The organism is Pseudomonas sp. AP19, from assembly GCF_001728855.1.
GTDB classification, from domain to species: Bacteria; Pseudomonadota; Gammaproteobacteria; order Pseudomonadales; family Pseudomonadaceae; genus Aquipseudomonas; species Aquipseudomonas fluorescens.
Genome location: NZ_LXJP01000067.1, coordinates 1 through 15,894, shown reverse-complemented (window position 1 = coordinate 15,894; position 15,894 = coordinate 1). Strand labels below are relative to the sequence as shown.

Sequence of the window (15,894 nt, the reverse complement as noted above, 5' to 3'; positions counted from 1 at the left end):
TTACCCCTTGGAACCTGTGCAATGCAGCAGTGGGGTAGGGCAAGAGCCCCAAGGCTCGTTGGCAGCAGGTGAAATCACCGCGCTGGGGCTGCCTGTGTCGCTATCAACAACAGGAGTAATCAGCACTACGAGTACGCTGTGCCCTGTGGTGCGGACACGGCTGCCGCCCAAACCGAAGAATCCAGGATCCCCTACGCCAGACTTGGTTGCGTTTTCGCTGTTCTCCTCAAAACCAGTCAGTACGAGGGTTTGACCGCTGCGCAATTTGACCTTGGGCGACAGATTCTTGGTGTCGTAATCCGCTGTCTGGACACTGGAGCCGTTGCTCGTAAAAGTGGTGAAGGTCGGTTTGCTACTCATGCTCAGGGTGATCATCAGCAACATGTTGTCCTGGTCGATGATTCGAGGGAGCAACATCATGTTGAAGCCGCTGGTGATAGTCGCGGGGGTGAGCGAAGTAGACGATCCAACGGAAGCCGTAGTGGTTGTCGAGCTTGATGCGACATAGCTCTTTACGTTGCCGATCTGGATGGGTGCCGGCTGCAGATTCAGCGTGGTGACCGACGGCGAGCGAACGTTCGAGATTCGGCCCTGTTCGGAAAGTGCTTTGATGATTAAGTTGGAGCCAGCCCAAGGAGACTTCGACGTGTCCAAAATACTCAACGAGCCCGACACCGCGCCCGTGCTTATGCCGGTGGTGGCATTCTTCAGCGAAAAGCCCCATTTGTTGCTCAAGGACGTATAGACAGCCGTCCAGTCCAGGCCGGTCTGGTCTGTGTCGGTGAGAGTTACCTCGAAAACTTTGACGTTGAACAACACCTGACGGGTGATACTGCTGTTGATCGAATTCAGGTATTTAGCAACGTTTGAGAGTACTTCTGGTCGATCACTTACCGTCAGGGTGCCAGTGGAACGCGAGAGGAACATCCGACCTTGGGGCTGTTGGCTCAGCATCGCCTTGACGTTTTTTTCAATGTCTCCGATCAGCGAGGTCTTGATGGTAACGGTGGTGCTCTGGTTGCTGCCTGATTCACCCGATGCACCTGTCGACGAAGATCCGCCGCCACCACCACCGGAACTGCTCCCGCTGCCTGTAGCGGTCAGCAAGCCCGACTTCACTGTGCTTTCAATGACCTGGTCATCACCAAATGCCCAGACGTCGAACGTCTTGGTGTCGAAGTAAGTGACATGCACGCTTCGATCATCGGAGGAATAATTCCACGCTAAGCCCAACTGGGAGGTCGCTTGATTCAACAACCCTGACAGCTTGCCGCTGTACTTAATGGGGAATGTGTTGGGTGCAGTCAGCCCAATCGAATTCATTGAGCGGGCGTTGCTCGGAACATTGCCGATGACGCCGGCGGGCATGAAGTTGGTCAGGTTGTCGGCAGAGCCCAAACCAGGTGGAACTGCAGGTCCTGAGTTGCCCTGCGTCGAACTGGAAAGGACACTTGGGTCGATTGCGTCAGGGGCTACGATGACCGGTACACCACATTCACTAGTGATGTACTGCGCGATCTCAGCGATCCCAACGTTATATGAGGGGCGATAGGTGATGTCGCAATCCATGGTCAGCGGTAAACCACGCTTGGCGACCAGCGGTTTTTTGGACACCCATGGTTTGTCGCTGAACACCACCGTAGCGCGCGCGGACTCTTGCTGCTGATTTCTCAGAAATCGGCTGTATTGAGAGGCTGTCGCAGCGTCATTTTCAGCTCGGCTGGCCGATTCATTCACACGCTGCAGCGAACAGGAACTCACCAGTGCGACGATAAGTGACAAGGCTGTGCTTTTGATCCAGAGACGAGCAGTCATCATTTGTTCCTCTCTGTAATAAAAATCAGCCGCTGTGAGGAGTTACTGTCGACCACATCGACCAGAAAGGACCGTGGAGCCGAGTCGTAGAGAGGGAAAATCGACCCAATGGCTTCTTGGAAACTGCCCTCAAATCGAAGTGGAGCGTCAATTGAGTAATCCAAATCATCGACCTGCCACATCAGTTTCCAGCCCGCTTTTTCAGCCCAGCCTTCGACGGTTTGACGAAGGGTTGAGCCAGTTGAAGCCGTCCATGTCTGGGCCAGCGGCTTCGGCGCTGCAATGTCCGTCGCAACCGGCTTTGGCGCTGCAGAAACTGCGGACGGCGCGGTGACCAGTTTCGGAGTTGAAGCGGCCTTGGCATCTGGGTTGCTGGACGAAGTCGAGGCCGGACTCTGAGTCGGCAAGGCAGACGTTTGTTTTGTAGAGCCATCCTTGGTAATCACCGTAGGAGGGGCCACGGTTTTGGCTGGTGCAGCGTTCGCCACAGGGGTAGCGGCTGATGCCGTTGTTGTGAAAGGCGCTGTTTGGGGAACGGCGGCGACTACTACTTGGCTGCCCGCATCATTGTTATTGCTCTTCGCTGCGATAGGCTGTGCAGCTGTCGATGTGTTGAGTTGAGCAATCTGAGTTGATGCAGGACGTGGAGAGTCCGGGAGCTGGTAGCCAGGGCGCAGGACGTAGCACACCTGACGGTTGACCTCGTCGACCTTCACCTGCCAGGCCGGACCTGCGAGCACCTGCAGGGTGTTACGCAGGGTCATAGGGCCAAGTTTATATTGGGCTGCTGGGAGTGGTCGGGTGTAAAGGATGTTGACGTGGCCAGAGTCTGCCGAGCAAAGCGTATAACCTGAACGGTCCACCACGTACTGCATGGCCTCATGCACATTTGGGTGCATGTTGGCTGGAATGCTGATGTCGATAATCTGAGCCATCAGGTCACGTTGGCCAGAATCTGGCAGCGTGCTGACGAGGGTGTAGCGGCCATAGCGCACTACTGGTTCTTTTTCAGGAACGGCGCCGCCAGGATAGAGGTCTGGCGTCAACATGTCCGGATTGCGACTGCTGTCGAAAGCGGGCTTGGGTGTCTGCGCCGTTTGGGTCGTGCAACTGGCGATTAACGCTAGAAGCGAGAGCGTGGTGACGTGCCTGATCATGTGCCGAGAGGCCCCCTGTAATGATAGGGGAACGGTGACAGGCTGGTACCAGCTGCGCAGTAGGAAATAGAAAACTACGTCTATAGGTATTTATAGGCTATACAAAGATGACGCGACCGAGGTGGAAAATTACCTAGTATCTGATCACCCATTTCCATTCACGCTGAGCATTCATTTGCATTCACGCTGACCACTCAATTGCATTCGACCTGACCAGCTATCCTGCCATTACGCCTAGAGTAATGAATCCAAAATCGCGTTCAGCGAACATCCATTCGAACATCAAATCTCCGTCCGCGTGCTGAGGCGATTGTTAATCCCTCCTGGTCGTTACCCTGTGGTCGACCGGTGAGCATTGATCCCCATCGTTAACTCCCGCCACAGGCATTTGTGCAAGCAGGCTGAACGTGGTTAAATCTGCATATTCGATTATCCACATATGCAGAGCGATTGCTTATGAGCCTTACACCACACACATTCTTCAAGTGCTTGGGTGATGAAACTCGCGCCCGGATCATGCTCATGCTTTCGGCTGAGGGTGAGTTGTGCGTGTGCGAGTTAATCTGGGCACTGGACGATAACCAGTCGAAGGTCTCCAGGCATCTTGCCCAACTGCGTGCTTGCGGGTTACTCGCAGATCGGAGGCAGGGTCAGTGGGTTTACTACCGGCTGCATCCCGAGCTTGAACAGTGGGCACTGGATGTTCTGAACGTCACTACGCAGGCACACCAGTCCTGGGTTAACGACCATCAAGGACGGCTGGCTTCCATGGAAGACAGACCCGTGCGCCAAGCCTCCTGCTGCTGACATCCTGATCTGGAACATACTCATGCTCATCGCAGCATCGATTTTCGTAGTTACGCTCGTCTTTGTTATCTGGCAACCCAAGGGGTTAGGTGTCGGCTGGAGCGCGGCAGCGGGTGCCGTTCTGGCACTACTGACTGGCGCCGTAAGTCTAGGGGATGTGCCGGTTGTGTGGCACATCGTCTGGAACGCTACCGCGACCTTCATTGCTGTGATCATCATCAGTTTGTTGCTCGATGAAGCGGGATTCTTCAAATGGGCGGCGCTTCATGTCGCTCGCTGGGGTCGGGGCAAAGGCGGACGTCTGTTTGCGCTGATGATCCTGCTCGGTGCAGCCGTTTCGGCACTGTTCGCCAATGATGGAGCCGCACTGATTCTGACCCCAATCGTCATCGCGATGCTGACGGCGCTTCGCTTCAGCCCGGCATCCACCTTGGCATTCGTGATGGCCGCAGGCTTCATCGCTGATACCGCCAGTCTGCCGATGGTGGTGTCCAACCTGGTGAACATCGTTTCGGCAGACTTTTTTGGCGTGGGTTTCGGTGAATACGCTTCTGTCATGTGGCCAGTGAACCTAGTGGCCGTGGCCGCGACACTGTTCATGCTCTGGATGTTCTATCGCAAGGACATTCCCGCCCAGTACGACGCGGATCAGCTTGAGGCCCCGGAGTCGGTGATTCGAGATCGGGCGACCTTCATTGCTGGCTGGTGGGTACTTGGCCTGCTGCTGGTTGGTCTGTTCGCACTGGAGCCGTTAGGTATCCCCATCAGCGCTGTTGCTGCTGCGTGTGCAATGATCCTGCTGGTCATCGCAGGTAAAGGCCAAATCATCTCCACGAGAAGGGTCATCAAGGACGCGCCCTGGCAAATTGTCGTGTTTTCGCTGGGCATGTATCTGGTGGTCTATGGCCTGCGTAATGCTGGCCTAACCGACTCGCTCTCGGGGCTGCTGAACATATTTGCCGAGCATGGCCTATGGGCCGCTACCTTGGGCACCGGTATCACCGCTGCGCTGTTGTCCTCGATCATGAACAACATGCCGAGTGTGCTTATCGGCGCTCTGTCCATTCAGGGCAGCGACGCTACAGGACTGGTACGTGAGGCCATGATCTACGCCAACGTCATCGGTTGCGATCTTGGCCCCAAGATCACGCCCATCGGAAGCCTGGCCACGTTGCTGTGGCTGCATGTGCTAGCGCAGAAAAATATCCGCATCACCTGGGGTTACTACTTCAAAGTCGGCAGCATCCTCACCCTCCCTATCTTGCTGGTAACGCTGGTGGCACTGGCGTCGCGGCTGAGCATCCCTGTCTAGGAGAAACCCATGAAAGTGCTATTTATGTGTACGGCAAACAGCTGCCGGAGCGTTCTCTCGGAGGGGTTGTTCAACCACCTGGCCCCGAGCGGTTTTAACGCCGTCAGTTCGGGCAGCTTCCCAAGCGGACAACTGAATCCACGCGCCGTGAGTACGTTGCAAGCGCTTGGTATCGACACCACAGATCTCTACAGCAAAGGCTCAGAGGTGTTTTCGGACTCACCACCGGATGTGGTGATCACCGTGTGTGATAAGGCTGGAGGCGAACCCTGCCCGGTCTATTTCGGGCCTGCTGTCAAAAGCCACTGGGGCCTCGCCGACCCTTCCGATGTAGAAGGCACAGACAGCGACATCCAAGCCGCATTTGACGCGACCGTCGTCCAGATTAAAAAGCGTTTCGAGGCATTCTTCAGCTTGGATCATTCGGCGCTCACACCGCAGGAACTGAAGCGCGAGCTAGATCAAATAGGTGAACTGTAATGGACGAATTTTCCTCGGAAAGCAGCCTGGATCTACCTAATCTGGATCAGTCGCTAATCGACTTCGTCACACTGGATCGCCTGCAAGGCAACGAGCAACCGACTCACAAACCACGCATCTTGTTGCTGTATGGCTCAACCCGTGAGCGCTCTTTCAGCAGGCTGCTGACCCAAGAGGCCGCGCGCATCCTGACCCTAATGGGAGCCGAGACCGTCATCTTTGATCCCTCGGGTCTGCCTCTCCCTGATGACGCTCCGGAAGACCATCCAAAGGTTAAAGAGCTGCGGGATCTGGTTCTGTGGTCAGAGGGACAGGTGTGGTGTTCGCCAGAGCGTCACGGTGCAATGTCTGCTGTATTCAAAGCCCAAATAGACTGGATACCTCTCACGTTGGGCGCTGTCCGCCCCAGCCAGGGCAAGACGTTGGCCGTCATGCAGGTCTGCGGTGGATCACAGTCCTTCAACACGGTAAACCAGCTTAGGATCCTCGGGCGCTGGATGCGGATGATCACCATCCCAAACCAGTCGTCAGTACCCAAAGCCTTTCTGGAGTTCGACGACGCAGGGCGTATGAAGCCATCCGCCTACTACGACCGTGTTGTGGACGTGATGGAGGAACTGATGAAGTTCACGCTGATGGTTCGGGGCCGGGAAACGTATTTGGTAGACCGCTATTCGGAGCGCAAGGAAAGCGCCGAAGCACTCTCGAAACGAGTCAATCAAAGATCGATTTGAGCGACCAAGGGGATAGAGGATGAGCAACACCACAGTAAGGATTGCGCAGATTTCGGACGCTCAAGCCATCCAGGCAATTTACGCACCGATGGTTGAGCATACGGCGATTTCGTTTGAGCTTGAGCCGCCCACAGTCGAAGAGATGGCCAAGCGGATTGGGTCGACTTTGCCGACTTACCCGTATCTGGTAGCGGAGCGAGACGGCCAGCTCATCGGCTATGCATATGCCAGTCAGCACCGGGCTCGTGAGGCCTATCGCTGGTCGGTCGACGTCACCGTTTATATATCGCCAGAAGCGCACCGTAGCGGGGTCGGCCGGGCACTGTATGGCGTGTTGCTGCCGACATTGAAAAGGCAAGGGTTTCACGCAGCCTTTGCCGGGATCGCGCTGCCAAACGATGGCAGCGTGGGGCTGCATGAAGCACTAGGCTTCGCTCACATCGGTACGTATCCAGAAGTAGGATTCAAGCATGGCGCTTGGCATGATGTTGGATATTGGCGTATCGCGCTGGATTCAACGAGTCCGCCAAAACTGTCCGTGCCTTTCAGTGAGATCAGTCTCTTCTGAATGGGTCTCGACGGCCATTATGAGCGATGGGAAGATTCTAATACGTAACAAAGTCAATTATGTTCGACTCCTCGAAATGAATACGAGCAAAGTGGGTAAAATCGAAATAGATTTGCCACTTTCGGAAGTTTGCAGATATCGAACGAAACTATTGTTGCCGATGGGGAGGCCTATTAGATTCCAGAAAACAAAAGTAATGGTTCCAAGTACGTTTACAAGGTCTCAGCCACTAAGAAGCAGTGATATACCGCAGATCTACAAATTGGTCGCCAATGCTTGTCTCGCGTTGCCGGCCGCGTCGGGCTCAATGAGGTCACTTGCCAACTGACGCTTATCCTGCAGCATTTGCCAAAGCATCTGGTCGATTGTGTTTTCCACCAGCGGGATTTTCACCACGACCATGCGCAATTGCCCATTGCGGTAGGCCCTGTCCTCAGCCTGGTCCTGCAGTCCAGGCGTCCAGGGGAGGCCCAGGAACATCACATAGTTGGCCGCAGTGAGGTTGTTGCCGGTGCCGGCAGCGGAGGTAGTGGCGGCAAAGACGCGGGTTTCTGGATCACTTTGGAATTGATCGATCGCCTTCTGCCGTTTGCCTACAGAGTCACTGCCGACAACCGTGACGCACCCGTACTCAGCTTGCTTGCACCGAGTGCGAAGTGTTCCTACCGTATCCTTGAACTCACAGAACAAGATTACTTTGTCCTCCGCGTCCAGTTCGCACAGCAGATCCATTACGACACGAATCTTTACCTGCTCAAGCAACTGACGCAGTGATCCCAACCTGGCGAGGCTAGGCCTGTCTTCGAGCCGAATTTGATCGTATTGCTTGCGCTCTTCAGCAGTGAGTTCGATGGGTAAAGTTTGGCGCTGTTTGCCCTTGAGACCGGGCAAGACATCCTTGCGTCGACGGAGCATCCAATCGCCGATTGCGCCCCGCAGATTCATGCGGAAATCCTGACTGCCGGCGAACTGTTCGCAGAATTCTTTCAAGGGCAGTTTCCCAACGGGGTGGCCGGATAGCCGTAGCAGCGTGTGCAGCTCAGATTCTCGGTTGAGGACTGGCGTACCCGTCAGCAGGTAACGGTTGGGTATCTTGGCGGCAATGTCGAAGCCGTGACGTGTCCACGCGGCGGTCGGCTCTTTCAGGCGGTGCGCCTCGTCGATGATCATCACTTCAAAGTGTCCTGCATGCAGAACAAAATCGCCAAGGCGTTCGTAGTTGGTGATAATCCATTGCGAAGAGGGATCAAAGACCTGTTGGCCGATAGTGGCCTTGGGATACACCATCTGGATTTCGCGTTGCCAGTTGATGATCAACGTCGACAGGGTGATAACCAAGATGGGTCTATTAGCTGCTCGGATTGCAGCGGCAATGATTGCTTGGCGAGTTTTACCAAGCCCCATGTCATCCGCAAGCAAGGCGCTTGTGCGCTGTAGCAAGTGCCGGATGCCTGCCGGTTGATGGTCCAGTAAAGAATAACCAGCCAATGCCTGGTTAATCTGTTCGGTAGTGGACCCGGTGCGCTCGATTGAGGGCACCGCGGCTAAATACACATCGGTTGAGGTGCTATCGTCAGCCGCTTTTGCTGCGCGCTCTTGTGGCGGTCCACCAAGACTGATGCGGGTGATTTCATCAGCTGGAACAACGGATCCGTCGGTCAGCAGCTCTTGCACGGTGTCGAGGATTTCGAACTGATCCTCCGACAATCCAAGCTCCAGGATCAAGTTGCTTCGCACCACTTCCGCACCAGCGTCAATGCGCCAGGACTTGGAATGCCCGAGAAACACGCCGTGCATGCGCCTTGAAACGGCGACCGCGCCAGGATGGTAGTCACCTGACAGCAGGATCCCGCCCTGAACGAGTGGAGCTATCCGAAAGGTCAGCCCCCACGTGAATGCCTGCCGATCTGGGTCGTTTTGTGCGGCTGTGATTTTATGTGAAAACGTCTCCCAACTTTCATTGAAACGGTCCTCGGACAACTCCATCAAACGGTGGAAGAGCACATCCAGGTCATCCAGCAACTTGCCTTTTGGTAATCGCCAATAGCGATGTTGAGGATGCTCGGCACGCCGAATATAGAAACCATTACGTTCGAGAAACAGCCGGTTCGCACCCTCAACGTATTGCATTAAGACCCCGAAGTCATAGCCGTCAAAAATGACTTTTTCGACCAGGTCCTGCCGGCGGTTCATCAGACGTGGACGACTCATGTCCTGCTCAATCGTTGGTTGATCCATTCCGCACAGGCCTGGGCATGCATTTTTTTCCGGTTTCGATTTGTATAGCGCGACATGGATAGTGTTTGGTCGGGCCATTCCAGGTTAATGGCGAGCTCACCCGATTTGATCTTTGCCCAAAACCATTGATAGGCCCGGTCAACCCTGGAGCCCGACTTAGGTGTGCGATTGCGGAGCCCTCTCAGTTGTATCGTCACCAGGTGTTTGGGAGTCAATTTTGCTAACGTTTCGCCCCAGGCACTTTCATCCATTTGGATTTCTGCAGAGGCCAACGATTTCCCGTTTTCGCGAACCGAAAAAAGACGGCAGATGCCCCGATAAGCACTGTAGTCGTAACCATCAATGCAATGGCCCAGCGCTCGATGTTCCGCATCAAGATCGGCGGGGCACTTCAGTTCGATAATTTGCAGCCCATTTGGACTCACGAGGGGTGTGCTGGTTGAATAAAGCAGCGGCTTCCAGGGCGTTAAAGAGTCTGTTCTTGTTTGTGGATCTACTGCATCTAAAGCCTCACGGATGTCTATCAACGCGAGGTGAAAGCCATTCACCAAGCTGGCGATCTGGTGATAGGAAGCAGTAGCAATGAAGCTTTTGAGTTTCTGCAGTGCTTCACCAGAAGCTGGTCCGTCGCTCTCATCAACGTTGTTAAAGAGCTCGTTCAGGTCTCGAAAGTCGTCGGCGATTTTGGACCAATTGTCGTCCGACCAATCAGTTGGACACCCTGACAGCAGCCTGTTCCAGTCCTGCGTTTGATCCAGCAGTTGATACGGGATTTTATCCAGCAGCGCGAAGAGAGTGATCCAGTGCGCTTTTTTAAGAGGACGGCGATTGCCCAGTGAGGCTCCCAGCAGCAGTCGATGCCAGGGTCCTTGTGGCCCCTCGCGGCTGATACGGGTCAATGCACTGCCGGTATCGAATACCCGCTGTTGACCCAGGTAGCGCACTGCAGCGCGCGGCGCCTGTAGCAGCCAAGCCAGTGTGTCGGAAAGGGGGAGGCCCGCGTCGGCTATGCGACCTACCAGGCACTCTTCAGCGGAAATCAAATAACGGTCCTCACTCCAGTATGGGCGCCACGCCTGAAGTTCATCCCATGGGCAGTTCATGTATACCTGCTGCTGCCCATCCCACGGCCACGGCCATTGATCTGCTAGTACCAGAAGTGGAATCAGTACTGGCTGGGCTTTTAGGGCCTGAAGGCGGCGTTTTCGGTCACCTTGAGCCAGCCAGTTATAGAGCTTGGGTGAGGGACATTGCGCTGAACGAATGGCGAATAAAAGCTCTTGGTCCAGACACTGGCAAAACTGCTTCAGCGTGCTGCCAATCTGCTTCAGGTAAAATCGGGTGCGGGGATTGAAGTACCGATTGTTGCTCGCCGTCCAATCGAAGCCGCGGCGATTAAAGCTTCCTAGATCTTCAATCGAAAGGGCTTTCGCCCTCTCTCCAGCAGACTTGCAGAAGGAGGTCAGTAGGACGTCTGCATACCAGCGTTTTTCAAACCTGAGCAGTAGCTGCTGGGCCACCATTGCGGTGGGTTTTCTCTTATGCACGCGGTCCTTGCTGAAGATTTTGCAGGCCTTAACCTGATGACCATCGAAGTACTGGAGGTGATCGCCGATTCTGGCCAGGAGCCGCCGTGTTTGATCATCTGTAGAGGGCAGGGCTACGCACCAGCAACGAGTATGGACAGTGGAACTCAGATAGGTATCGATGAAGGAGGTCAGCTGGGAGGGCGGTACGTTAAATTGTAAAGCCCAGGTCTGGGCGACTTCAATTTGCCGGTCTGAGAACTTCTCCAGCTTCGGCGCTAAGATGCGCAGCCCCACCACCGATTGTCTCTTCTGTACGCTCACCCATGACCTCCTCTGCAATTTCGCAGAGGACTGTCAGGTATAGGAATGGTGGGCTTCTAGGGTTAATGCGTAACGGCGTTGTCGGTGATTTATATCGGCAATGGCAGAAGTCACACCCCTCTGGGTTTATTGAGATCTGGTTTGCCATTCAAGTTTGGAAAACTCACCTTGCATCCATTCGATTTGAAGCCTGTGCAACCCCAAAAGTCATAGCCACCGCCCCCTTTTTTTTGTCGCCTTGCGAGGGGTTGATTGCACTTGGGACAGTTGAAAGCGCCACCTGCTGTGGCTGGGCGTGGAGCGGACGCCATCGGCACACTCGGCATTCCACGTTGCTGAGACAGTTCCTCTTCCAGGCGTCTATGCAGACGCGCAACGACAGCTCCATAGGTGTCTTGGCCCTGGGCGACTTTGTCCAAATCCCGCTCCAGCTCCCTCGTAAAATCGAGCTCCACGAAACTGTAGAACCCTTCCAGCTTCGCGATTGTTTCCTCCCCCAGCGGCGCCGGTACCAGCTTGCGGCTTTTTTCCTCAATCATTCCTTTGCTGGTGATGTTCTTCAAGATCGAGGCGAACGTGCTGGGACGACCAATACCGCGGCGCTCCATTTCTTTGATTAGACTGGCCTTGGTGTAGCGGGATGGCGGCTGAGTTTTCTTCTTCAGCAGTTCTCCGTTGTGCACAGAGATGATCTGTTTTGGTGTGAGTGCAGGAACTGGGTTGCTCGCTGCTCCATCTTCCTCATCGTCTGTGTCATCGCCCTTGAGCAGTTTCCGCCACCCAGGATGAAAAAGGGTTTCACCAGTTGCATTGAATCGCAAAGCCTTACCATTTGGGCCAACCGCGAGCAGTTTTACAGCACGCACGTCGAATACCGCCGCTTCGATCTGGCTGGCCAGCGCCCGGACCCAAATCAACTTGTACAGGGCGAGTTCCTCGTCGTTCTCACCAGCTTTTGTATCAGCCCAATGCGTCGGGGTAATAGCGGGGTGGCCTTCCTGCGCGCCTTCGGCGGCCTTGAATGTACGTCGCTCGTCGACGGTCTTCAATCCGATAGATCTAGCTACGGTTCTAATATCCTCCATGGCCTCGTCTGGTACGTTGGGATTATCCGTCCTGTGGTAGGTGATCACGCCTTGTTCATACAATCGCTGGGCGACTTGCATGGTCTTGTCCGGGTCCCATTTCAAGGCGTTGCTGGCTGCTTGTTGAAGGGTGGAAGAGATGAAGGGCGCGGGTGGGTGGCGCTCGGCCTTGCGGTCTTCACAGGACTCGACGACGACATTACGTGTGCCGGCGACGAGTCGGGCCAGGTTGGCATCTTGAACGTAAGGAAAGTCTTTGCTCGCGAAATCCGGTACCGGTTGCCAGTCTGCATACCAGGTGGTGCCCTGATTCATATCCACAAAGTTCAGACGCACACCGAAGTGGTTGATTACCTGAAAGTTGCGGATCTCGCGCTCGCGCAAAACCACCAGGTATACGGCAGGCGATTGCACGCGGCCTGCAGAGGTGGGCTTGCCCATCAGTCGGCGTAGCTCCTGAGTCACCAGGTAACCCACCAAACGATCAAGTACACGCCGGCATTCTTGTGACGCGACTCTGTTCAAATCGATTTGGCGAGGATTGGCTAGAGCCTCTGCGACACGCTTCAGGGTGATTTCATTGAAGGTGATGCGTTTGTAGGATTTGACCGCCAGTACCTGCTGGATGTGCCAGCTGATGCTTTCACCTTCGCGATCCGGATCGGTTGCGAGGTAGATTTCATCGGCCTGTTTAGCTGCGGCCTTGATGGTCCGCACGGCCTTGGCGCTCTTATCCAGGATCTCGTACACCGGTGTGTAATTTTTGCGGACGCCTGTGGTGATCATGCTGTCGTCCTGCCCTCTGGCGGGCAAGTCACGTATGTGCCCACCACTGGCGACAACCAACCAGTGTTCGCCTGGGCGCAGTTTCTTCATCATTGGCTGAAGCTTTTTCAGCTTCCCAGGTGCCTCGATGATCAATAGCTTCACGGTGTGCCCCTTCTCAATTATGCAGAGCGGGACTGTCACGTCATGGCAGGTAAGGCTTCAATGGGAAATGGTCAATGCACAACGGGAGGCTTTTAGCGGCTAGAGGTCCAGCGTCAGCTGCTGTTCCTGGGCAAAGCCCTTTAGCCACGACGCGCGCATCGCAGGATGGTGGTAAGGGCAGTCATACACCCGTAGCCCTTTTCGGGCGGCGTCAGCACCGGCTATTTGAACGGCAGTATGGGGGTTATTGAATTGCCGCCTATCTGCTGGTTTCAAAGAAGTTCGAGATTGCGCCATTGGCTATCGGTCCCCGAAGAACAGATCTATCAGACAGTAACATCACGAATAGCGCATTTTTTTGCATCAAAAACGGAAGTTTTAAACTTCTGTGCTTGAGATAGCCGAATGGAAGTGTGACTCAACCTGAAAGTTAACGAATGGCGCGATTTTTTGCCAACCAATTGGCGGTTTGATGTCAATTCGAAGCTGGCTCGTCCGTCCAGTTCGCAACTCTGATCCACGCGATGAAGTCCTGAGTGGATTGTCCGCTTTGAACACGTAGTTGTTCCAGCTTGCCGTATAAGTGTTCAGTCATTTCGTCGTCGTCGTCAAAGTCGACGCGGTATTCAGTATCTAAGCGGTATTCATCGAGCAAGGTGTTGATAAATCGGCGGGCTTGCCAGGTATCAAGGTCTGTCTCTCCACGGCCCCCCATCAGATACTCTCCCGTTCGCCACCCAACTGGAGCCCATGATGCTCGGTTTATGTCCAGGGTGAGCCCGTAGTAGTCCGGAGCATTCACCTCGCTTTCATCAAAGTAAGCCCAGTAAACACGGCCTAAAGCTGGGTGCTCTGCGCCAATGACAACGTACCCTGTTGGGTCCCTCAAAACTTCATCCATCGGCACGTCCTAATTTGTAGTGGTTCTCTAATGAGGTCGGGGGAAACGATGAGCTGTTTCCCCCAACACCGACAGCTACACGAATGGGCCGAAAAATTAAGCCCCTGTTTTCAGAATTGCGGTGGATCGGTATCTGGATATTCATCCGGGCCTGGAGCTGGCTGCGGCCGCGATTCGGGTCTGTTGGACTGTTGCGAATTCTGGTTTTGCGAAGGCGCCAGATTCACCATGGTCACGCGGTGTGGCAGCATGCCGACCCGGCTGGCCTGGATTTTCAAAGCTTCGAATTCGCCATCGTCGTTCTTCCAACGGTCCATAACGGCGCGACCGGAAACCAGCACTCGCATACCTTTCTGGAACAGTTGCGAATAATGCTCGGCGTCCTTGTGCCACCACTCCACATTCGCCCAAAAACCGCCACGATCTTCGTAGCCGCCTTTGCCATCCGGAATCGAATTGTCGAAGTAAACGTTGGCTCGCATGAGTCGACGTGGGTCTTTATTGCCGTTGGGGAATTCTTTGAATTCCGGTGCAGAACCGATATTGCCTTCCCAGCCTTGTACGGGCGTGCCCATGAGTATTCTCCGAGGTTATTGGTGTTGCGTTGGGTTGTTGAGCTGCTGCAGGCGAGCGGTATACACGGCCTCTGCCTGGCCCATTTTTTCTGCGCACTCGGCGGCCTGTTTGGTGATCGAGTGCAGCAAACTCATTTGCATATTCAAGGTGATGCGCTGCAGCTCCATCACGTAAAGATCCTGCAGCATGGATTCCGGTGTTCTGGGTGAGCCCATCATTTCTGCCCAAACCCCTACGCCCATCCGCCGATCTGTCACCTGCTGCCATCTCAAAAACTGGGTGCCGGCTTGGGTGTTCTGCTCAGTCAACCGCACTGGAACTAGGGTGAATGGATATCGGCGGGCCTGGCTCAGCACTTCCTGGGCAAGAGCTTTTAAGTCCGATTCTTGAGCTCGGCAAAGATCGGCAAATTGGGTCAGCTCCCCCTTACCTTTAAAAGGCTTTAAAAGGCCCTTTAGTGAGGCAGCCTGTTGCAGTCGCTGAAAGGCTTCCTGTTGCAGTGGCCGGAAGGCGGTCTGTTGCAGCGACCCATCATTGGAGGGAATCTGGCCCATGCTCTTTAACCCTCAACGGGGTCATCGAGATGATCATCCGTCTCGGTTTGCTGCTGACCGCGGATGATCGGTGGCGCGAAATTCGAACGGCGGGTGCCTTCCAGGATGTCTTGTGGCAGCTCACCGTACCGCTCGTACATTTTGCGGGCTGCTTCAGCCTTGGCATTGTTTGCAGCGAAGTCGTCGCGGGCAGCGCCTGAGTACTTATAGATCTGGGCCAGACCAAACAGTCTCCGCAGTACCGCTGCGCCTTCGTCGATCCAGGTTTCCATATCGTGGCGCCCGACAAGGCCAACGTGCTGGGCCAACAGAATGCGTCTGACAATTTCGTCGTAGTTCGTCAGCAGGTACACAGCCTGAAATCCCAGGGGATTGGAGATGTACAGCGGGAGGCTGACAGGCTGGATCGAGAGGTTTTCGCTAATGCTGATGGCCGGTGGAAGAGAGGCCATGGCTGTGTCCAGGCGATCTTCGATGGTCTTTAACGCTTCCTTGGAATCGTTGATCTTTTCCTCGAGGAGGATCATCCACCAGTCAGAGTAGGGATCATCCTGTTGGGCGCCTCGAGACATTCGATTGACGACAGTGCAGAACCCTGACAGACCAATGATGCCGGCTTTGAGGTCATTTTTAGGGCGCCCCATCCATATACGAGCGGCGTGGTGAGTGTGAAGGGTGAGCTTCACATCGCTGCGCAGTGAACCGATGTTGAGCCGGAAGTTATCAGCCATGGTGCAGTGTTTCCTTGGGAAGAGGATTGACGTACCCATGCTGCAATTTGGCTATAGGAGACGCAGCATTAAATACGTAGCCCGATGGAAGGGGATTTGTTGAGGCTTCTATATAGGAAGAGCTGAAACTCGCCGGTGCGGACCGAATCCCTTGCG

Annotated in this window: 15 protein-coding genes; 5 read left to right on the top strand and 10 right to left on the bottom strand. The window is 54.8% G+C overall.

Going from position 1 to position 15,894, the window contains the following annotated elements; all coding sequences use genetic code 11:
* Both A7D21_RS29645 and A7D21_RS29640 read right to left on the bottom strand, forming a co-directional pair.
* Positions 1 to 1,815: a PilN family type IVB pilus formation outer membrane protein gene (locus A7D21_RS29645; RefSeq protein WP_019818091.1), complete on the bottom strand. Its 1,815-nt coding sequence runs from the start codon at positions 1,813 to 1,815 to the stop codon at positions 1 to 3.
* The gene (locus A7D21_RS29640; protein ID WP_019818090.1) at positions 1,815 to 2,972 is read right to left on the bottom strand and encodes a TcpQ domain-containing protein; all 1,158 of its coding nucleotides are present in this window, start codon (positions 2,970 to 2,972) and stop codon (positions 1,815 to 1,817) included. Before A7D21_RS29640 ends, A7D21_RS29645 begins: the two co-directional genes overlap by 1 nt.
* Positions 2,973 to 3,428: 456 nt before the next feature.
* Here A7D21_RS29640 and A7D21_RS29635 point away from each other — a divergent pair, with 456 nt between their 5' ends.
* Genes A7D21_RS29635 through A7D21_RS29615 form a run of 5 tightly spaced genes read left to right on the top strand, consistent with a single transcriptional unit; the run spans position 3,429 to position 6,873 of the window.
* Positions 3,429 to 3,779 carry a metalloregulator ArsR/SmtB family transcription factor gene (locus A7D21_RS29635; RefSeq protein WP_008437351.1) on the top strand — a complete coding sequence of 117 codons (351 nt, stop codon included), beginning with the start codon at positions 3,429 to 3,431 and terminating at the stop codon, positions 3,777 to 3,779.
* A gap of 22 nt (positions 3,780 to 3,801) precedes the next feature.
* Complete coding sequence (locus A7D21_RS29630; RefSeq protein ID WP_008437350.1) at positions 3,802 to 5,091, top strand: arsenic transporter; 1,290 nt, start codon at positions 3,802 to 3,804, stop codon at positions 5,089 to 5,091.
* Positions 5,092 to 5,100: 9 nt separating this feature from the next.
* A complete protein-coding gene (locus A7D21_RS29625) occupies positions 5,101 to 5,571 on the top strand; it encodes an arsenate reductase ArsC (RefSeq protein ID WP_008437349.1) in 471 nt (156 codons plus the stop codon).
* Entirely contained in the window at positions 5,571 to 6,305 is a 735-nt protein-coding gene (gene arsH / locus A7D21_RS29620) for an arsenical resistance protein ArsH (RefSeq protein WP_008437348.1), read from the top strand. Before A7D21_RS29625 ends, arsH begins: the two co-directional genes overlap by 1 nt.
* Positions 6,306 to 6,324: 19 nt before the next feature.
* The gene (locus A7D21_RS29615; RefSeq protein ID WP_008437347.1) at positions 6,325 to 6,873 is read left to right on the top strand and encodes an arsinothricin resistance N-acetyltransferase ArsN1 family B; all 549 of its coding nucleotides are present in this window, start codon (positions 6,325 to 6,327) and stop codon (positions 6,871 to 6,873) included.
* Positions 6,874 to 7,128: 255 nt separating this feature from the next.
* Here A7D21_RS29615 and A7D21_RS29610 read toward each other — a convergent pair whose 3' ends face one another.
* The 8 genes from A7D21_RS29610 to A7D21_RS29580 form a co-directional block, all read right to left on the bottom strand.
* Positions 7,129 to 9,084: a DEAD/DEAH box helicase gene (locus A7D21_RS29610; RefSeq protein ID WP_024073377.1), complete on the bottom strand. Its 1,956-nt coding sequence runs from the start codon at positions 9,082 to 9,084 to the stop codon at positions 7,129 to 7,131.
* Positions 9,081 to 10,961: a hypothetical protein gene (locus tag A7D21_RS29605; protein ID WP_019818088.1), complete on the bottom strand. Its 1,881-nt coding sequence runs from the start codon at positions 10,959 to 10,961 to the stop codon at positions 9,081 to 9,083. The genes A7D21_RS29610 and A7D21_RS29605 overlap by 4 nt, the downstream gene beginning before the upstream one ends.
* Positions 10,962 to 11,071: 110 nt before the next feature.
* A complete protein-coding gene (topA, locus tag A7D21_RS29600; RefSeq protein ID WP_008437341.1) occupies positions 11,072 to 12,976 on the bottom strand; it encodes a type I DNA topoisomerase in 1,905 nt (634 codons plus the stop codon).
* A 99-nt stretch (positions 12,977 to 13,075) separates the two neighbouring features.
* Positions 13,076 to 13,273, bottom strand: a complete 198-nt coding sequence (locus tag A7D21_RS34825) for a CrpP family ICE-associated protein (RefSeq protein ID WP_073845721.1) — start codon at positions 13,271 to 13,273, stop codon at positions 13,076 to 13,078.
* Between the two features lie 178 nt (positions 13,274 to 13,451).
* A complete protein-coding gene (locus A7D21_RS29595) occupies positions 13,452 to 13,877 on the bottom strand; it encodes a hypothetical protein (RefSeq protein WP_008437339.1) in 426 nt (141 codons plus the stop codon).
* Positions 13,878 to 13,987: 110 nt separating this feature from the next.
* On the bottom strand, positions 13,988 to 14,452 hold the full coding sequence (locus tag A7D21_RS29590) for a single-stranded DNA-binding protein (protein ID WP_008437336.1): 465 nt from the start codon (positions 14,450 to 14,452) through the stop codon (positions 13,988 to 13,990).
* A 15-nt stretch (positions 14,453 to 14,467) separates the two neighbouring features.
* On the bottom strand, positions 14,468 to 15,007 hold the full coding sequence (locus A7D21_RS29585; RefSeq protein ID WP_008437334.1) for a DUF3158 family protein: 540 nt from the start codon (positions 15,005 to 15,007) through the stop codon (positions 14,468 to 14,470).
* A 5-nt stretch (positions 15,008 to 15,012) separates the two neighbouring features.
* Positions 15,013 to 15,738: a PFL_4669 family integrating conjugative element protein gene (locus A7D21_RS29580; RefSeq protein ID WP_008437331.1), complete on the bottom strand. Its 726-nt coding sequence runs from the start codon at positions 15,736 to 15,738 to the stop codon at positions 15,013 to 15,015.
* Positions 15,739 to 15,894: the final 156 nt, after the last annotated feature.